Consider the following 19,780-nt stretch of genomic DNA (forward strand, 5'->3'; position numbering starts at 1 on the left):
TCCGATCAGCTCCTGAAGAACGCCGCCAATCGTGGACCGATCAGCTCGAGCTGATCGGTTTCCATCATCGAGTGATGCGAACTCTCGACTGTTGTCTCAGTCAAAGTTCCGTTGACATAGGGCTTCCAGGCCTCGGCAAGTTCGATTGTCGAACCGACTCCCACGGTGGCGCTGAGAAGTACAGCGTCACCGTCGAAGACGCTCGGCTCGTATCCGTCGATCATCGAGGCCGCTGAGATCGCAAAATCGTACAGAGACCCGAGTTGATCGTCGGAGAGGAACGACAGGGAATCGAGTGACCGACCGAGAGCGAGGATCTCTTCCCGACCCAACGCACTGAGATCCAGGGTGTCCCCGACGTCGACCCCCCATCCCGCGGCCAGTTCGGAGACGTTGTCCCGGGCCTGGTTTTCCCCGACTTCGGTAGTGCCGCGAGGATCGATCATTGCCAGCTTCACGTCGAACCCCTTCGAGCGCAATAGAACTGCACACGCGTGTCCGATGAACCCGCCGAGCGAGTAGCCGACGATGTGGAACGGGCCGCTCGGATTCACACTCAGCATCTCGCGAACGTACCGCTCGGCTAATGCGTCGACCGACGTGGGCAGAGGCCACGATTCCGTCATCACCGGTGCCTGCAGACCGTAGAGCGGCGTCCGTGCGTCGAGGTGAGGAACCAGGCCGGAGGCTTTCCATGCCAGCCCGCTCATCGGGTGGATGAAGAATACCGGTACCGACGATCCAGCTTCCCGGATCGGCAATAGAACATCGAGCGCCTGACTCGACGACGGCGCGCTGCCACGAAGTGTGTCTTCGATTCGGGCAGAGAGGGATTCAACTGTCGATGCACCGAACAGCATGCGCACGGGGACGTCGGCACCAACAGATGCACTCAGTTCGGACGCCAACTTCATCGCGATGAGGGAGTTGCCACCCAACTCGAAGAAATCATCATCCAACCCCACCCGATCAACACCCAACACACCCACAAACGCCGACGCCACCACCAACTCCACCGACGACACCGGAGCCCGAAACACCCGAGCCTCGAACACCGGCTCCGGCAACAACGCCCGATCCAACTTCCCCGACGAATTAAGTGGAAACGCATCCAACACCACCACAGCAGCCGGAACCATATAACCCGGAACCCGCTCCCCCACAAACCCCCGCAACACCGACACATCCACAACCGACCCCACCGCCGGCACCACATACCCCACCAACTGATCACCCATCACCGACCCACGCACCACCACCGCAGCCGACAACACCGACCCATGCGACACCAACGCCGCCTCGATCTCCCCCAACTCGATCCGCTGACCACGAAACTTCACCTGAAAATCAGTACGACCGATGTACTCCAGATCCCCCTCAGACGACCACCTCACAAGGTCACCCGTCCGATACATCCGCTCCCCACCCACACCGAACGGCGACGCCACAAACCGATCCGCACTCAAATCCGGACGACCCACATACCCCCGAGCCAACTGCACACCCGACAAATACAACTCACCCGCAACACCCACCGCAACCGGCCGAAGGCGCGAATCCAACACAAACACCCGGCAATTCCACTCCGGCACACCAATCGACACCACCGACCCCGACCCAGCAGCCGTCACATCCGCAAACGTAAACGACACCGCAGCCTCAGTCGGACCATACAAATTATGCAACCGCGCCGACGACACCAACCCGAACTCACGCACCGCCTCCACCGGCAACGCCTCACCGATCACCAACACATCACGCAACGAACCCAACAACCCCGGATCCACCAACGACGAAAACGTCGACAACATCGTCGGAACAAAATCCGTCACCGACACACCCTGCTCGTCAATCACCGACGCCAAATACCCCGGATCCCGATGACCATCAGCCGACGCCAACACCAACACCGCACCCACCCGCAACGGCATGAAAAAACCCCACAACGACACATCGAACGTCGTCGCCGTCTTCTGCAAATACACATCCGCAGCCGACAAAACATACTCGCCCTGCATGAACTCGAGCTGATTCACAATCGCCGCATGCGAGACCGCCACACCCTTCGGCCGACCCGTCGACCCCGACGTGAAAATCACATACGCCGTATTCGACGCCCGCAACGGCGACAACCGATCCACATCAGAAACCCGCGCACCCGAAAAACCAGACACATCAACAACATCGACACACACAACCCGACGACCCGACGCCGTGAAACCATCACGCTCCGTCGACACCACACACACCGGATCAGCCGAATCCAACACATACTCATTACGCGAGGACGGAGCATCAGGATCCAACGGCACCCACGCCCCACCCGCACGCACAATCGCATACAAACCAACCAACAAATCAACCGACCGCCGAACAGCCAACCCCACCAACGACTCCGGCCCAACACCCAAACCGATCAAATAACGCGCAAACCTATTAACCCTCTCATCGAACTCCCCATACGAAAGCACCTCATCCCCACACACCACCGCACGCGAACCCGAAGAAACCCCCACCACAGAATCAAAACCATCCAACAACAACCCACCCACAACCGGACGAGACGTGTCGTTGAAGTATTCGATGGTGTTCTGTATTTCCTTGGTGGACAACAGTTCCACGTCACCGACAGCAGTTCCCGGATTCGTGACCATCGCACGGAGAATGACGGTCAGGCGCTCGGCTAGCCCGCCAACAGTAGCGGCGTCGAAAAGATCTGTGGCGTAGAGCCACGACATCACCATGCCGGTACCGACGCCGGCCTCGTCTTCAACCGGCGATGCCGTCAGCTGAAGGTCGAATTTTGCGATATCGATTCCCGCATCGAACTCCGAGACTCGCAGGTCAGGCAACTCCAGAGCGTCACCTGCCATGTTCTGGAAGAACAACGCAACCTGGAACAACGGATGATGCGCCTGCGAACGGGCCGGATCGAGAACCTCCACCAAACGCTCGAAAGGCAAGTCCGCATTGGCAAATGCACCCAAATCGGTTTCACGAACCTGATCGAGAAGATCGGCAAACGATACGTTCGACGTCACCGGCGTGCGCAACACCAGCGTATTGACAAACATCCCGATCAGATCATCGAGCGCAGGTTCCCCCCGACCGGAAATCGGCGAACCGATAACCACGTCGTCAGTCGACGCCATCCGCGCAAGCAGCACCGCAAGGGCCGCATGCACAACCATGAACAGCGAAACACCACGATCCAACGCCAATTGCTCCAGAGCCCTGTGCAACTCACCGTCGATATCGAAACGATGCACCGCGCCACGCGTCGACGCAACCGCCGGGCGCTTCCGATCGAACGGCAGATCGATCTTCTCCGGCAACCCCGCGAGATTCTCACTCCAATAACGCAATTGCTCCGACATCAACGACGCCGGATCAGAATCGACCCCCAAAACCTCATGCTGCCACAACGCAAAATCTGCGTATTGCACCGCAAGCGGCGACCACGCCGGCGCGCCGCCCTGCGCCCGGGCAAGATAGGCCAATGCAACATCACGCACCAGAGGACCCACCGAAACACCGTCGGCAGAGATATGGTGAACCACCATTGCGAGAACGAATTCACTTGGGCTGGTACGGAACAGGCGAACCCGAAGTGGGACGGCAACGGAAACGTCGAACCCAACGGTCACCAGCGGCGCCAAAGCTGCAAGCAACTCCGACTCGTCGAGATCCCGAGGATCCAGATCGATATCTGCCGTGGACACTTCGAGAACGTCCTGATAGCCGATACCACCGAACTCCGGATACACAGTCCGCAGCACCTCGTGCCGAGCGACAACATCCTCAACAGCGCGCGCAAGCGCACTCACGTCCAGTTCACCAGACAGTCGCAAAACGATCGGAATATTGTTCACTGCAGATTCCGCGTCGAACCGACTCAGGAACCACATGCGCTGTTGTGCAAGAGACAATGGCACACGATCAGGACGAACCATCGGCGCCAAGGCCACATGCCCGATCGTTTCCGTCTCGGCTTCGATGCGAGCGGCGAGCGCTTCGACGGTAGACGCTTCGAACAGAGTCTTCACCTGAACGCGGGTATCGAACGCTGCGCCCAGACGACCGGCCAGCTTGGCGGCGATCAGGGAGTTGCCACCCAATTCGAAGAAATCATCCGAAGCGCCGACCTGTTCGAGGCCGAGCAGATCGGCAATCGCGTCGGCCACAAGCTTCTGGGCAGGCGTGGATGGCGCTTGGTACGAGCGCGATTCGAATGTGGGCGCCGGCAATGCGTCGACGTCGAGCTTGCCGACCGGGGTCAGCGGAATATCTTCGAGCATCACCATTGCGGCCGGGACCATGTGCCGAGGCAGTGCGCCGCGTGCGTGGACTGTCAATGCCTCAGCGTCGAGCGTGTTTCCGGCCTTTACATACGACACCAATGCTGGTTCACCCGTCGGCCCACTCCGAGGAAGTGTCGCCACAAATTCGACGCCGGGCACCGCGGCGAGAACTGCGTCGATCTCACCGAGTTCGATGCGGAATCCGCGAATCTTGACCTGAGAGTCACCGCGGCCGAGGTATTCGAGACTGCGTTGGTCGTCGCCGGCCTTGATCCAGCGAACGGTGTCGCCGGTGCGGTACAGACGTTCGCCCGTGTCCGCGAACGGGTTTGCCACAAAACTTGCTGCGGTTGTCGCGGGAAGCTGGTTGTACCCACGGGCGAGATGTGTTCCGGAAACATACAATTCGCCGGCAGTGCCGGTCGCCACCGGCTGCAGGCGGGAGTCGAGAACGTAGAGTCCGACGCCGCGCACCGGGCCGCCGATCGTGACCGGACTGTCGACCGTCAGTTCGGCAATCGATGCGACGACGGTGGTTTCGGTGGGGCCGTACGCGTTGAAGAATTTTCGTCCGGGCGCCCACTGAGTCACCAGTGCGGGCGAACATGCTTCGCCGCCCACGACAACAACGTCGAGCGTGTCGAAATCACCCTCCGCAGAGAGCGATCCCAGTGCAGCAGGAGTCATGAACGCGTGGGTGATCTTTTCTTCGGTGAGCAGTTCGGCGAGCTCGTCGCCGCCGTACACATCGGGGCGTGCGATCACCATCGTGGAACCGGTGCCGAATGCGAGGAGCAATTCCAGAACGGAGGCATCGAAGCTGGGCGATGCAAAGTGCAGGGTTCGGGATGCAGAAGTGAGACCGTAGCGCTCGATCTGCTCGGCACACAGGTTCGCAATGCCTCCATGCGTGACGACAACGCCCTTGGGTCGACCGGTCGAACCCGAGGTGTAGATCACGTAGGCGGGATGCTCCGCACGCAAAGTTCCGACACGTTCGGTGTACGACACCGGTTCGGCAGGAAGTTCGGCCGCCTTTGCCAGGAACTCGGCGTTGTCGAGTTCCCACCACTGAAGACTCGCCGGCAGTCCGTCGGCGACAGCGCCTACCGTCAAGCCGATCGAGACGCCGGAATCGACAAGCATGTGCAAGGCGCGGTCGGCCGGGTAGTTGGGATCAACCGGTACAAATGCGGCCCCGGTCTTCGCGACGGCCCACAGTGCGCACACCGACTCGACGGAGCGTGGGATGGAGATCGCTACCCGATCTTCCGGTCCCACTCCGTGAGCAATGAGGAGACGCGCCAGCTGCGACGACGCGGCATCCAGCTCGGCGTAGGTGACGGAACGACCGTCGAAGCGGATGGCGACGGCGCCTGGGTCGATATCGACGGCAGCCGCCAGTAGCTGCGGCAGCAAGGGCACTCGAACGCGGCGAGTACGGGTGGGACGGGGTTTGCGGCTTCCGCGTGTCTTTGCGGGGGTCAGATCGTCCGCGCTCATGCGATCACGTCCGATGATCGATCAGCATGTACGTCGGCCCCTTGCGCCATCAGACAACTCACCTTCGCGTAATACTTGTTTTCACGGTCATCTCGCCCGTTGCGGCTCCCCACAATGCATCGGCAACCGAGTGCCATTGTTACAGCCGCGGAGTTGCCGAGCGCCGCGTACCGCGAGTGGATATGAGTTCCACCACTCGCGGTACGTGAGGTCACCACGAGCGCGGGCTGTGCTCCTCGAGGACGTGTTCGAGATCCGGCAGTTCGCTGCGATCGATGCTTGCAGCGTCATCCACCGACAGCACCGCGTGTGTCACCCACTCGTCGGCCAGCAGGTCGTCGAGCGATTCGATGTCACTACCTGCCACCACCCACGCAGCACCCGCCGATGCAGCGAGCAGAATCGCGGGCACCCGTCCGCTCGCGTCGATCGAGCCGGTCTGCAGCACTCGCGACTCGACATCAACCGCGTACTTCTCGCTCCAGGTCGACAGGGTTGCGGTGAGTTCCCCGTACGTCTGCTCCCAGGCTCCGTCTCCGAACACCTGGAATGCGGCGTCGTCCGCGGTGAGCGGGCGAATGCGGTCGGTGTAATTGATCGCACGCGCGGGTTGTGCGACCGCAGCGTCGAGTGTTTCCGGCGTGATCGTCACGACAGAGTCCGGAATCTCTCCGGCCTGCCCGACTGCAATCGCTGCCCCGGTCTTGACAATTGCCCAGCACGCCACTACTTCGCCTGCTCCCGATACGCCGGAGAGGCTCACGAAGTCTCCTGGACCGACGCCACCGTCGATGAGCAGACGCGCAAGCTGCGAGGAACGTGAATCGACTGCGGCATAGTCGATTTCCTCGTCGCCGACCACAACGGCGGGAGCTTCGGGGTCAGCCTCGACTGTCGACGCCAGCAGTTGGGGCAGGAGGGCCGCGCTCGATCCACTCGGAGCGCTGGACTGAACTGCAGCGCCGAGAGCCTCGTCTTTCTCTGCTGCGGTGAGCAATTCGATGTCGCCGACCGGCCTCGATGGGTTGTCGGTGACCTGTTCGAGTACGCGAACAAACCGCTCCACGAACGATTCGACGGTTCCCTGGTCGAACAGATCAGTCGAGTAGATCCAGACGCCGGAGAGTCCGTATCCGTCCGCGGCGCTACTGAGCGTCAGTTGCATGTCGAACTTCGTGGTCGCCACAGGTGAATCGACTCCGCTGATCGTCAAGTCCGGCAGCGAGAACTCGGCTCCGCCAGCGGGTTCCAGCGACAAGATGATCTGGAAGAGTCCGTCGGCCGAGGCACCCAGCGCTTCGGCCACTTCTTCGAACGGGAGGTCGGACTTCCCGAAGGCCTCCAGATCCACGTCGCGCACGGCAACTACCAGATCGTCGAAACTTGCTGCAGTATCTACCTGAGTCCGCAAGGCGAGCGTGTTCACGAACATTCCGACCAGATCGTCGAGCGCACGCTCCCCTCGCCCACCTACGGCGGTACCGATCGCAAAGTCATTGGTTGCCCCGACGCGAGCAACCAATACGGCCAGTGCGGCGTGCACTGCCATGAAGGCAGTCGCATTCCGTTCGCGGGCGATCTCTACCAACCGGGCGTGGATCTGCTCACTCACGGTGAACTCGACGGCACCCGCTGCCGGTGACACCGCACTCGGACGTGGGCGATCCGTCGGAAGTCCGGCCATCGCGGGAAGCGAAGCAAGCTTGCCCCGCCAGTACTCGAGTTGAGCGGCAGCGACACTACCGACCTCGTCGGCCGTGCCCACGACGTCACGCTGCCACAGCGCGAAGTCCGCGTACTGCACGGTCAACGGACTCCATCCGGGAATGCTGCCTCTGGTCCGGGCTTCGTACGCGATCATCATGTCGCGCGCCAACGGCGCCATCGACTCACCGTCGGCGGCAATGTGGTGTGCAACAAGCGCAAAGACGTACTCGCCGGTCCCGCAGTGCAGAAGTTCCATCCGCACAGGTACTTCTGTGGAGACGTCGAAGCCCGTCGACATCACAGCGGCGACGCGCGAGTACAACTCGGATGCGTCCGCAACGGCAACGACGGCGCACTGCGGCGCCTCGTCGACGTCGAGAATCCGTTGTGTTGGTCCGTTGTCGTCTGCCGGATAGAACGTCCGGAGCGACTCGTGCCGATCGGTGACATCGCGCAGAGCTGCCCGCAATGCGTCGACGTCGAGGTCGCCGGTCAACCGCAGCGCCATCGGAATGTTGTACGTCCCTGCGGCCGTGTCCATCTGGTTGACAAGCCACATCCGCTGCTGCGCCAGTGACAGTGGCAACCGGTCCGGGCGTTCGGCGGCTTCGAGCGACTTTCGTCGACCCGACCCTACCGATGCCGCAATGGCCAGGGCCAGTGCTTCAACTGTCGTGGCGTCGAACAGCATCCGAACCGGAACGGTGGTATCGAGCGCCTGACCGAGACGGGCCGCGAGCCGCGTCGCGATTAGCGAGTTTCCGCCGAGTGCAAAGAAATCGTCGTCGAGTCCGACTCGGTCTACGCCGAGAAGATCGGCAAAAACAACTGCAACTGCCTTCTCGACAACGGTGAGCGGTTCGCGGTACTGCGCCGTGTCGAACACCGGGTCGGGCAGGCTCCGACGGTCGATCTTTCCGTTCGCGTTGAGCGGCACCGAGTCCAGGACGATGAACGCCGACGGAACCATGTACTCCGGTAGACGCTGCGCTACAGCGTCCCGCAGGATTTCCGGAACGATCACAGCGCCTGGGACGCCAACGACATAGGCAACCAACCGGTCGCCCACCGCCGAATCAGCGTGGACTGTGACGACGGCGGTCCCGACGGAATCCACAGCGTTCAAGGCAGATTCGATCTCACCGAGCTCGATGCGTAAACCGCGGATCTTGACCTGGAAGTCCGTGCGCCCGATGTACTCGAGCTCACCGGCCGTGTTGCGGCGCACGAGGTCGCCGGTTCGATACATGCGCTCGCCGGCCGCCCCGAAGGGGTTGGCAACAAACCGTTCTGCCGTCAGGTCGTACCGGTTGCCGTAACCACGGCCGACTCCGATACCACCGACGTACAGCTCGCCGACAACTCCGGACGGAACGAGACCCAACCGTGAATCCAGCACATAGAGATCGATGTTCGGCACCGATGAGCCGATCGGAACACCAAGCGTGTCCGCTGCCGTCGCCTGTTGGAACGACACCACATCCGACGCTTCGGTGGGACCGTAGCTGTTCACGATTCGAACTCCGCGCGAAAGCAGGTGCCCCAGACGGCTGATCTGTATCGGCTCTCCGCCGAGGAACACCACCTCGAGGGTTGCCAGCACGTCGTCTTCGTCGGAATCGATCAGAGCGTCGAAAGCACTGGGTGACATGTTTGCCGTCGTGACTCGCTCGTCTGCGATGACACGAAGGATCTCACTCGGGTCGAAGCCGGCGGGTGCGAGGTGCACACTTCCACCACTCGTCAGTGGTCCCCACACGTTCTTCTGCGTGAGGTCGAAACTCGGTGACGACGCCACTGCAACCCCGGCGCGTGCTGGCAGCGAAGAGTTATACCACGCAACGGTATTCGCTATACCTGCCATCGGAACGACGGTCGGCTTCGGTCGCCCGGTCGAACCGGACGTCGAAATGACGTAGCCGACTCGGGCATCCGCGCCGTCCTCACGCCAACGATCGACCCAACCCGGTGCGTCGGCAGCGACCACGTGCTCGTCACCGATCAGCACCACTGGGAGATCGAGGTCGGGCGTCTCGATCGCCACCACACACCGTGCCGCGATATCGGTGAGCAGTGCGCTCACCCGTTCTTCCGGAAGAGCAGGGTCGATCGGAAGATAGCCGGCACCGGCTTTCCACACAGCCACCATCGCTACGACCCACTGCCAGGACCTCGGCAGGATCAAGCCGACAACGTCGTCCGGACGGACGCCGGCGACGACGAGTTGAGCGGCCGCGACCGAGGACAGTGCATCGAGGTCCCCGTAGGACAATTCGACGTCACCGGCGACCACTGCGCACGCCGACGGATCGGTGTCGACGTACTGCGCGAACAACGTCATCGGTGACGCGTCGAGCCGGTCCTCGTCACTGCCCCGTGACCAGTCGAGAATCTGTGCGTGTTCGGATGTTTCGATGATATCGATGTCGCCGACCACCTGCGCCGAGTCGACTACTGCAGCATTAAGAACGCGGAGGAATCGGTTCGCGAGGGATGCGATTGTCGACTCGTCGAACAGGTCGGTCGCGTATGTGAACTGGGCAGTCAGTCCTCCGTTGCCTGACGACTCGGACTCGATCAAGGTCAGTTGCAGGTCGACCTTTGCCAGCAGGTCCGGCAACGCGAAGTCGGCAACGTCCAGATCCTGCAACTGCAGAACCGATCGCTGCAGGTTCTGGAACGCCAGACCGACCTGGAACAACGCATGCCTGGCCTGAGATCGCTCGGGGTTGAGAATCTCGACGAGCCGTTCGAAGGGGACGTCCGCGTGCGAGAACGCGCCGAGATCCGATTCCCGGACATGTCTGACCAAGTCTGCGAACGACGATTCGGGGTCGACCTCGGCGCGAAGCACCAGGGTATTGACGAACATACCGATCAGATCGTCGAGAGCACGTTCACCACGGCCGGCGGCCGGGGTACCGATCACGATGTCCGATGTCCCGGACAACCTCGCGAGCACGACCGCCAGGGCGCTGTGCACCACCATGAAGAGCGATGCATTGACCTCACGGGCCACTCGATCGAGACCCGCCCGGAGCTCGGCATCGATCGAGAAATCGTATCCGGCTCCGCGGTGCGATTCGATGCGCGGCCGCGGACGATCCGTCGGCAGATCCAACTGGTCCGGAATGCCGGCCAAGCGTTCCTGCCAGTACGTGACCTGCTCGGAGATAACCGATTCGGGATCGTCCTCGCTGCCGAGGATCTGCCGCTGCCACAACGCAAAGTCGGCGTACTGCACCGGCAATGGTTGCCACTGCGGCGACTGCCCTTGCGACCGTGCAACATACGCGGAGACGAAGTCGCGGATCAGCGGGCCCATCGAGAAGCCGTCACCGCTGATGTGATGGATCACAAAAACGAGGACGTACTCGGACTGGCTCAAATCGAACAATCGCGCTCGAACCGACGCCTCGTGAGTGACGTCGAATCCGGGAAGGATCACGCCTGCAACTCGATCGATAACCACGGATTCGTGAATGCGAACCGGCGTCAGATCCGGAACCATCCGGTCCACATCCACCAGTTGCTGATAACCGACGCCGTCGATCTCGGGATACACCGTTCGCAGAATCTCATGACGTTCGAACACGTCCACCAGCGCAGCCTGCATCGCCGCAATGTCCAGCTCTCCGGTCAGCCTGATGGCCACCGGGATGTTGTCCACACCCGAGGACGCGTCGAACCGGTTGAGGAACCACATGCGTTGCTGCGCAATCGACAACGGAACACGATCCGGTCGTTCCTGCGCCACCAGCGGCGGGCGGGCGCCCTTACCGGATTGCGAGTCGATAAGCGAGGCAAAGGATTCCACACTGGACGCGTCGAACAGCAGGCGAACAGGAACCGTCGTGTCGAGCGCCTCGCCGAGTCGCGCAACGACCTGAGTCGCGATGAGCGAGTTGCCGCCGAGCGAGAAGAAATCATCGTCGAGGCCAACCTGCTCGATGCCGAGCAGGTCGGAGAAAATCCGCGCGACCGCAAGCTCCGCCACGCTCCGTGGCTCACGGAAGGCAGCGATCTGAGCAACAGGATCGGGCAACTGCTTTCGATCCAGCTTGCCGGACGTGCCCAGCGGGAATGCCTCGAGCACAACGTGCGCCGTCGGGACCATGTAGCCGGGCAGTCGTGCGGCCAGTGCTGCCTCGACCGATGCCCAGTCCACTACCGCGCCGGCGTATCCCACAACGTAGGCAACCAATTGTTCGTTGCGCACTGCCACCGCAGCCGACGCAACGGACGGCTGATCGCGCAATGCTGCCTCGATCTCGCCCAGTTCGATCCGCAATCCGCGAAGTTTGACCTGGAAGTCGGTCCGCCCGATGTATTCGAGACCACCAACGCTGGAATCATCCCCCCTCGCTCCGCTCGACCGTTTCCACCGCACCAAATCCCCCGTGCGATACAGGCGGCTGCCGGAAGGCCCGTACGGATCTGCGACAAAACGATCTGCCGTGAGGTCCGGCCGACCGACGTAACCGCGCGCCAACTGGACACCCGCCAGGTACAGCTCACCCGAGACACCCACCGGCACCGGGCGCAGACGCGAATCCAACACCAGGACACGGGTGTTCCAGACCGGCGATCCGATCGGGACGATCTCGGAATCCGATGGCGTGACCTCGTGGAACGTGACATCGACTGCCGCTTCGGTAGGCCCGTACAGATTGTGCAGTCGAGCCTGCGGAAGGAGTGTGCACAGTTCCTGCGCAACCTGCGGCGGCAGTGCTTCGCCCGAGGCGAATACCCGACGCAGAGCATCCGCTCCGCGAACTGCGGGTTCTGCGACAAACAGTTCGAGCATCGAGGGCACGAAGTGGACAGTGGTGACGCCGTGTTCCGCGATAGCAGCTGCGAGGTATGCCGGTTCCCGGTGTCCGTCCACTGCAGCAACGATCAACCGAGCGCCAACCTGCAACGGCCAGAAGAACTCCCACACCGACACGTCGAACGTGAAAGGCGTCTTCTGCAACACCACATCATCGCCGGTCAGCCCGTACTCGGCCTGCATCCACACCAGACGATTCACGATCGCCCGATGCGAAACCGCAACACCCTTCGGCTTACCGGTCGAACCGGAAGTAAAGATCACGTACGCCGTGTTGTCCGGCCGCAGCGGTGCCAGGCGATCGGCATCGGAGATCGCAGCGTCCGAGTGAGCGGACAGGTCGATCGTGTCGACCTGAACAACCGGGCAGACTGACGTCTCGAATTGGTCCAGCGAGGTCGTGAGGACACAGATCGGAGCCGCGGTCGAAAGAACGTACTCGTTACGTTCGGTCGGCTGATCCGGATCGATCGGAACGTACGCGCCGCCTGCCTTCACTATCGCGTACATCGCGACAAGCAGGTCGAGCGATCGTCGCATCGACAATCCCACCATGGCATCGGGACCGACACCGATCGAGATCAAATGGCGTGCAAGACGATTGATCCGGGCGTCGAATTCCGCGTATGTCAGCGTCGTAGCGTCGAAGGTGAGTGCCGGCGCATCCGGTGTTGCCGACACCTGGGCGTCGAAGAGATCTACCAGGGTGGAGTCGGGAACACGACGCTCGGTCGAGTTCCATTCGACGAGCACTCGCCGACGCTCGTCGGCACTCGATACGTCGATGTCGCCGATGACAGCAGAAGTATCATCCGCCAGGGCACGCAGAATCGTGACGTAACGCTGCGCAAACAGTTCCACGGTTGCTGCGTCGAAAAGGCCTGTTGCATAGTTGAACTGCGCAAGAAGGCCGCCCTGTGGCGATTCACTCACCGTCAGCTGGAGATCGAACTTTGCGACGGGCGATTCGATGTCCACGGCGGACACCGCAACACCGTTCATCGCTGCCGACTCCGGACTCGAGCCGCCAATGTTCTGCATCGTCAGCATGACCTGGAACAGCGGGTTCCGGGCCTGTGACCGTTCGGGGTTGATGATCTCGACAAGGCTCTCGAACGGGACGTCCGCGTGATCGAATGCGCCGAGATCGGTTTCACGGGCGCGGTGGATCAGGTCGGCGACCGTCGACGCCGGATCGATATCGGTTCGCAGTACCAACGTGTTGACGAACATTCCGATGACGTTGTCGAGCACTTGCTCACCGCGTCCGGCAACGGGAGTGCCGATCACGATGTCGGTGGAACTCGACAGCTTTGCGAGCAGCAACGCAAGCGCAGAATGCACAACCATGAACAGCGAGGCGTTCGATGCCCGGGCGACCGCGTTCAAGCGCTCGAGCAGATCCGCATCAATCGAGAAGTCGTGGTAGGCGCCCTGATTAGTTGCAATTCGGGGCCGCGGCCGATCCGTCGGCAACTCGAGTTGATCCGGAACACCGGCCAATTGTGTTCGCCAATAGTCGAACTGCCCGGAAATCACCGAGTCCGGATCGCTCTCGCTGCCCAGGACTTCGCGTTGCCACAAAGCAAAATCGGCAAACTGCACCGGAAGTGGTTCCCACTGCGGCGCCGCTCCGGCCGATCGCGCACCGTATGCCGCGACGACGTCCCGAACCAACGGAAGCATCGAGAATCCGTCACCACTGATGTGATGGACGACAAATACGAGAACGAACTCGGAATCGGTGATCCGCAAGAGCGAAACTCGAATGGGCACTTCGGTGGTCACGTCGAACCCGGGCGCCACCACAGCGGCGACCTGAGCCACCACATCATCGGCATCCACGTCGATCGGCGCAAGATTGATCAGACGAGCGGGTTCGAGAACCTGCTGGTAACCGACGCCGTCGATCTCGGGGTAAATAGTTCGCAAGCTCTCGTGACGACGCACCAGATCGTCGAGAGCGTCCTGGAGCGCGTCGACATCGAGTGTCCCGGTCAGCCGAAGTGCGGCTGGGATGTTGTCGACATTCGATCCCGGTTCGAAGCGGTTCAGGAACCACATGCGTTGCTGCGCGAGCGAGAGCGGCACACGCTCCGACCGGACCTGCGCGGTGAGCGGAGGCCGCGCTGCCGTGGTGGTTCCCGAATCGATACGGGCAGCAAGTGCCCCGACGGTCGGTGCGTCGAACAGGGTCCGCACACCGACAGTGGTGTCGAGCCTCTGTCCCAGCCGCGCAACAACCTGAGTTGCCATGAGGGAGTTACCCCCCAAGGCAAAGAAATTGTCACCCAATCCCACCTTCTCGACTGCCAGAAGGTCCGAGAAGACCTGAGCCACAGCAATTTCGGCACCCGTGACCGGCGCCTGGAACTCGGCACTACGAGCCACTGGATCCGGCAACTGCGCACGATCGAGCTTGCCCGAGGAGCCCAGTGGGAAGCTGTCGAGCACCACATGAGAGGCCGGAATCATGTATGCGGGCAACCGCTGCGACAACGCATCGGCGATATCGTCCCAGTCGAGGCTGACGCCCGCTGCCGGCGTCAGATACGCCACCAACTGGTCGCTGCGAACCAGTACTACCGCCGCGGATACCGCGGGGTGATCGCGTAGAGCCGATTCGATTTCACCGAGTTCGATGCGCAGTCCGCGCAGCTTGACCTGGAAATCCGTTCGACCGATGTACTCAATCTCACCAAAACTGTTCCACCGCACCAGGTCACCCGTGCGATAAAGCCGCTGCCCGTTACCGGAGAACGGATCCGCAACAAACCGATCGGCGCTCAGATCGGGCCGCGCCAGGTAGCCGCGTGCAAGCTGGACACCGGCGAGGTACAACTCCCCCGCAACTCCGACCGGCACCGGATGCAACCGCGAGTCGAGCACCAGCGCCCGGGTGTTCCACACCGGCACACCGATCGGCACACTTGCGACGTCGGATTCGGTGACCTCGTGGTACGTCACGTCGACCGCGGCCTCGGTCGGACCGTACAGGTTATGCAAGCGCGCAGCGGGAAGAACCGTCCGCAGCGTTGACGCCACCTGTGGTGTCAACGCCTCACCGGAGGCGAACACCCGGGTCAAAGAAGTACACGCCGCCACTGAGGGTTCGCCGACAAACACGTCGAGCATCGACGGAACAAAGTGAGCGGTGGTGACGCCGTACTCCGAAATGGCGGACGCGAGGTAGGCGGGGTCGCGGTGTCCGTCCGGCTCGGCAACAGCCAACCGGGCACCAACCTGCAACGGCCAGAAGAACTCCCACACCGACACGTCGAACGTGAACGGCGTCTTCTGCAACACCACGTCATCACCGGCCAGTCCGTACTCGGCCTGCATCCACACCAGGCGATTCACGATCGCCCGATGCGATACCGCAACACCCTTCGGCTTACCGGTCGAACCGGACGTAAAGATCACGTACGCCGTGTTGTCCGGCCGCAGCGGCGCCAGCCGATCGGTATCGACAAGCGCTGCGTCCGAGAACTGGGAAGTATCCAGCGAATCCAACGAGACAACCGTGGTGCCCGCTGTGAAACCGTCACGATCGGTGGTCAGCACGCACACCGGTCCGGCCGTCCCCAGAACGTACTCGTTGCGATCGGCGGGCTGATCGGGATCGACCGGCAGATAGGCCCCGCCTGCTTCGATCACCGCGTACATCGCGACAACCAAGTCGATGGACCGCCTGATTGCCAAGCCCACCAAGGTGTCAGGTCCGACGCCCATCGTCACCAGCATCCGGGCGAGTCGATGCACACGCGCCGAGAAATCGCGATAGGTCAGCAGCTCGTCCTCGTAGACGAGTGCCGTGGCGTCCGGAGTCCGATGCGCTTGTTCGACAAACATGTCGACCAGTGTCTTCTCCGGCACCTCGTGGCCGGTCGCATTCCAGGTGCCGATCACCAATTCGCGCTCGTCGACGGTGAGCAGGTCGATGTCACCGACCACGATGGCCGGATCTTCCGCGACGACGCCGAGGAGCGCCGCCAAACGTGAGGCAACAGAATCGATGGCCGACGGATCGAAAAGATCTGTGGCGTAATCGATCATGATCGACAGCCCGCCGTGCTCGGGGTCTTCCCAGACGGTGAACTGGAGGTCGAACTTGGCCACCGCGGATTCGAGTTCGACGCCCGTGACCGTCAACCCGCCGATATCGGTAGCGCCGTGTTCACTCTGGCCGAGGTTCTGAAACGCCAGCATGACCTGGAAGAGCGGGTTGTGCGCCTGTGAGCGGGCGGGATCAAGGACCTCGACAAGGCGCTCGAACGGAACGTCCGTATGGCCGAAGGCATCAAGATCGGTCGCGCGAGCGGCTTTCAGCACGTCCACGAACGAACTCGCGGAGTCGATCTCGGTGCGCAGGACCAGAGTGTTGACGAACATTCCGATCACATCGTCGAGAGCGCGATCGCCACGACCTGCGACCGGCGTACCGATCGCGATATCCGATGTAGCGGACAACCGGGCAAGCAGGACGGCAATGGCACTGTGCAGCACCATGAAGACCGAAGCCTTGTGTTGCTGCGCCAACGATTCGAGCCGGACGAGCAAGTTCTTCTCGATCGAGAACTGGTGCGACGCACCACGGTTGGTTGCCACAGCAGGGCGCGGGCGATCTGTCGGAAGTTCGAGCAGTTCCGGCATCCCTGCCAACTGATGCGTCCAGTAGTCGATCTGCCGCGAAATCAACGATTCCGGGTCGCTCTCGTCACCGAGAACGGACCGCTGCCACAGCGTGAAGTCCGCGTACTGGACCCCCAAAGGAGCAAAATCGGGCGCTGAACCCTGCGATCGAGCTGCGTAGGCACTCACAACGTCGCGGACCATCGGCCCCATCGAGAAACCGTCGCCGCTGATGTGGTGAACCACAAAGACGAGGACGTATTCCGAGTCTGCGACGTGGAACAGGCGGGCCCGCAACGGAACCTGCGTCGTGACGTCGAAGCCCTCGGTGACAACAGCAGTGACACGGTCGATCAGGTCGGATTCCGTGACCACAACCGGGGTCAGGTCCAGCACGACGTCCGACGCGGCGAGAACCTGCTGGTATCCGACGCCGTCGATTTCGGGATAGACGGTGCGCAGGCTCTCATGGCGCTCGACCAGATCGGTGATCGCGGCGCGTAGTGCCTCGACGTCGAGGGCGCCGGTCAGCCGGAGTGCCACTGGAATGTGATCGACGGCCGACGCGGAATCGAACCGGTTGAGGAACCACATGCGCTGCTGCGCCAACGACAGCGGTATCTGTGCCGGACGCTCTCGAGCAACCAGCGGATCCCTGGTACCACTTCCGGCCGAATCTACTACCAGAGAGGCTAATTCGGATACGGTCGGAGCATCGAAGAAAGCTCGCATGTCGAGTTCCACGCCGAGTTCGGCGTTGGCGCGTGCCACGACCCGGGTTGCGAGGAGCGAGTTACCACCGAGGTCGAAGAATCCGTCGTCGATGCCGAGATCGTCGCGGCCGAGCAAGTCGGCAAAGATCGCGACCAACGTCTTCTCGACCGGGGTGCTCGGTGCGCGGTATTCGACAACCTGCGCTGTGAACTCGGGCGCAGGCAGAGCCTTGCGGTCCAGCTTGCCGCTGGCGTTGAGTGGAAATGCGTCGAGTTCGACAAACAGCGACGGCACCATGTAGTCCGGTAGGCGCCCGCCCAATTCATCTGCAAGAGCGTCGGTGTCGAGTAAAACACCTAGCGCAGGAACCACGTACGCCACGAGGTTGTCACCAAGAGTCGCGTCGGAATGGACGAGAACAGCCGCCTGCGCGATTGCAGCGTTGTCGAGAAGTGCGGATTCGATCTCGCCGAGTTCGATGCGCAGCCCGCGCAGTTTCACCTGAAAGTCGGTGCGGCCGATGTACTCGAGGAGTCGCTGAGCACCAAGCCCGCGCCAACGAACGAGGTCGCCGGTCCGGTACATACGAGCACCGGCCTCGGTGGGATGCGCAACAAACCGATCGGCCGAGAGATCAGGACGGGCGACGTAGCCGCGCGCCAATTGGACGCCGGCAAGGTACAACTCACCGGGAACTCCGGGAGGAACGGCTCGCAAAGCGTCGTCGAGCACCAGCAGTTCGGTGCCGGCTACCGCGCGGCCGATCGGAACGGACACCTCGTCCTGTTCACCGGTGGCGTAGTAGGTGACGTCGACGGCAGCTTCGGTCGGACCGTAAAGATTGTGCAGCGCAGCCGAACTGACGTCGCGCAGACGCGCCGCCGTCTGCGCCGGAAGCGCTTCACCGGATGCAAAAACGTAACGGAGAGTGGTGATCTCGGAAACCGTGGGTTCGGCGACAAAAACGGCCAGCATCGACGGCACGAAGTGAACGACCGTGACGCCGTACTCGATCATGGTGCGGGCGACATACGCGGGATCACGATGTCCGTCCGGCTCCGCGATGACAAGCGATGCACCGATCTGCAACGGCCAGAAGAACTCCCACACCGACACGTCGAACGTGAAGGGTGTCTTCTGAAAGATTACATCCGCGGCGGTGAAGGCGTACTCGTCCTGGCGCCACACGAGGTTGGCGACGATCGCACCGTGGGCAACCCCGACGCCCTTGGGACGCCCGGTCGAGCCGGAGGTGAAGATGACGTACGCGAGGTTGTCAGCGCGCAGCGGTGAGCGCCGGTCGGTATCGGCGAGCGGCTCGGCGGAATGAACCGACACATCGGTCGTGTCCATCTCGAGGACGGAAACACCATCCGGGAGGGTCAGCTCGTCAGTGGACACCGTCAGCACCAGGACCGGCGCCGCGACATCGAGGACGTAGGCCACGCGTTCGGCTGGATGATCGGGATCGAGCGGTACGTACGCGCCGCCCGCCTTCACGATCGCGTACATCGCCACAAGCAGTTCCACGGACCGCCGGATACCGAGACCGACCAGTGTGTCCGGCCCGACCCCACGTCGGACCAGTTCGCGGGCGAGCTGATTGGCGCGGCCGTCGAATTCGGCATACGTCAGCGACGTGTCGCCGAACCTGAGTGCAATCGCATCGGGGGTTCGCGACACCTGCTCGTCGAACAGACTCACCAGGGTTGTCTCGACAACGGTCGGCTCGTCGACGGCAACCACAGACGTGGCGTCGGCGATCAACGCGTCCACGACGCCGCCGAGTCCGCCGTCCTGGGATGCGATCAGCTCAGGTAACACGGTGGAGATGACAACAGGGACGAGCGCGTCGGCCCCCAACGCGCCGCCCATCGCTGCGTCGAGGGTTGTGAGCTCGCTGTGTAGACGTTCGTAGCTGATATCCGTATCGCCGTGGGCAAGTGCGCGCCGGCCCGGTTCCACCTCGGCAACCGCTGCGATCAGTCTCGGGAGATCCTCGATCGTCAGCGACTGTGGTCCAGGTATTCCGACGGACATCTAGGCTTCCTCCAACTGACTGCGCACGAGCCGACAACAGCACGAACTGACA

At 62.1% G+C, this 19,780-nt stretch carries 1 protein-coding gene and 1 pseudogene; both read right to left on the reverse strand.

The window, feature by feature from the left end; genetic code table 11:
• Positions 1 to 5: 5 nt before the first annotated feature.
• Positions 6 to 5,717, reverse strand: a pseudogene (locus tag CJ178_RS10575) (amino acid adenylation domain-containing protein); the annotation flags it as partial.
• Between the two features lie 298 nt (positions 5,718 to 6,015).
• A complete protein-coding gene (locus tag CJ178_RS10580) occupies positions 6,016 to 19,728 on the reverse strand; it encodes a non-ribosomal peptide synthetase (RefSeq protein WP_095886664.1) in 13,713 nt (4,570 codons plus the stop codon).
• Positions 19,729 to 19,780: the final 52 nt, after the last annotated feature.

The sequence above is a fragment of the Rhodococcus sp. ACPA4 genome (genome assembly GCF_002300185.1).
Lineage (GTDB): Bacteria > Actinomycetota > Actinomycetes > Mycobacteriales > Mycobacteriaceae > Rhodococcus_F > Rhodococcus_F globerula.

Bases quoted from the DNA above. Each gene is read 5' to 3' on its own strand.
- CJ178_RS10580 (WP_095886664.1), bottom strand. From the start codon at position 19,728: ATGTCCGTCGGAATACCTGGACCACAGTCGCTGACGATCGAGGATCTC.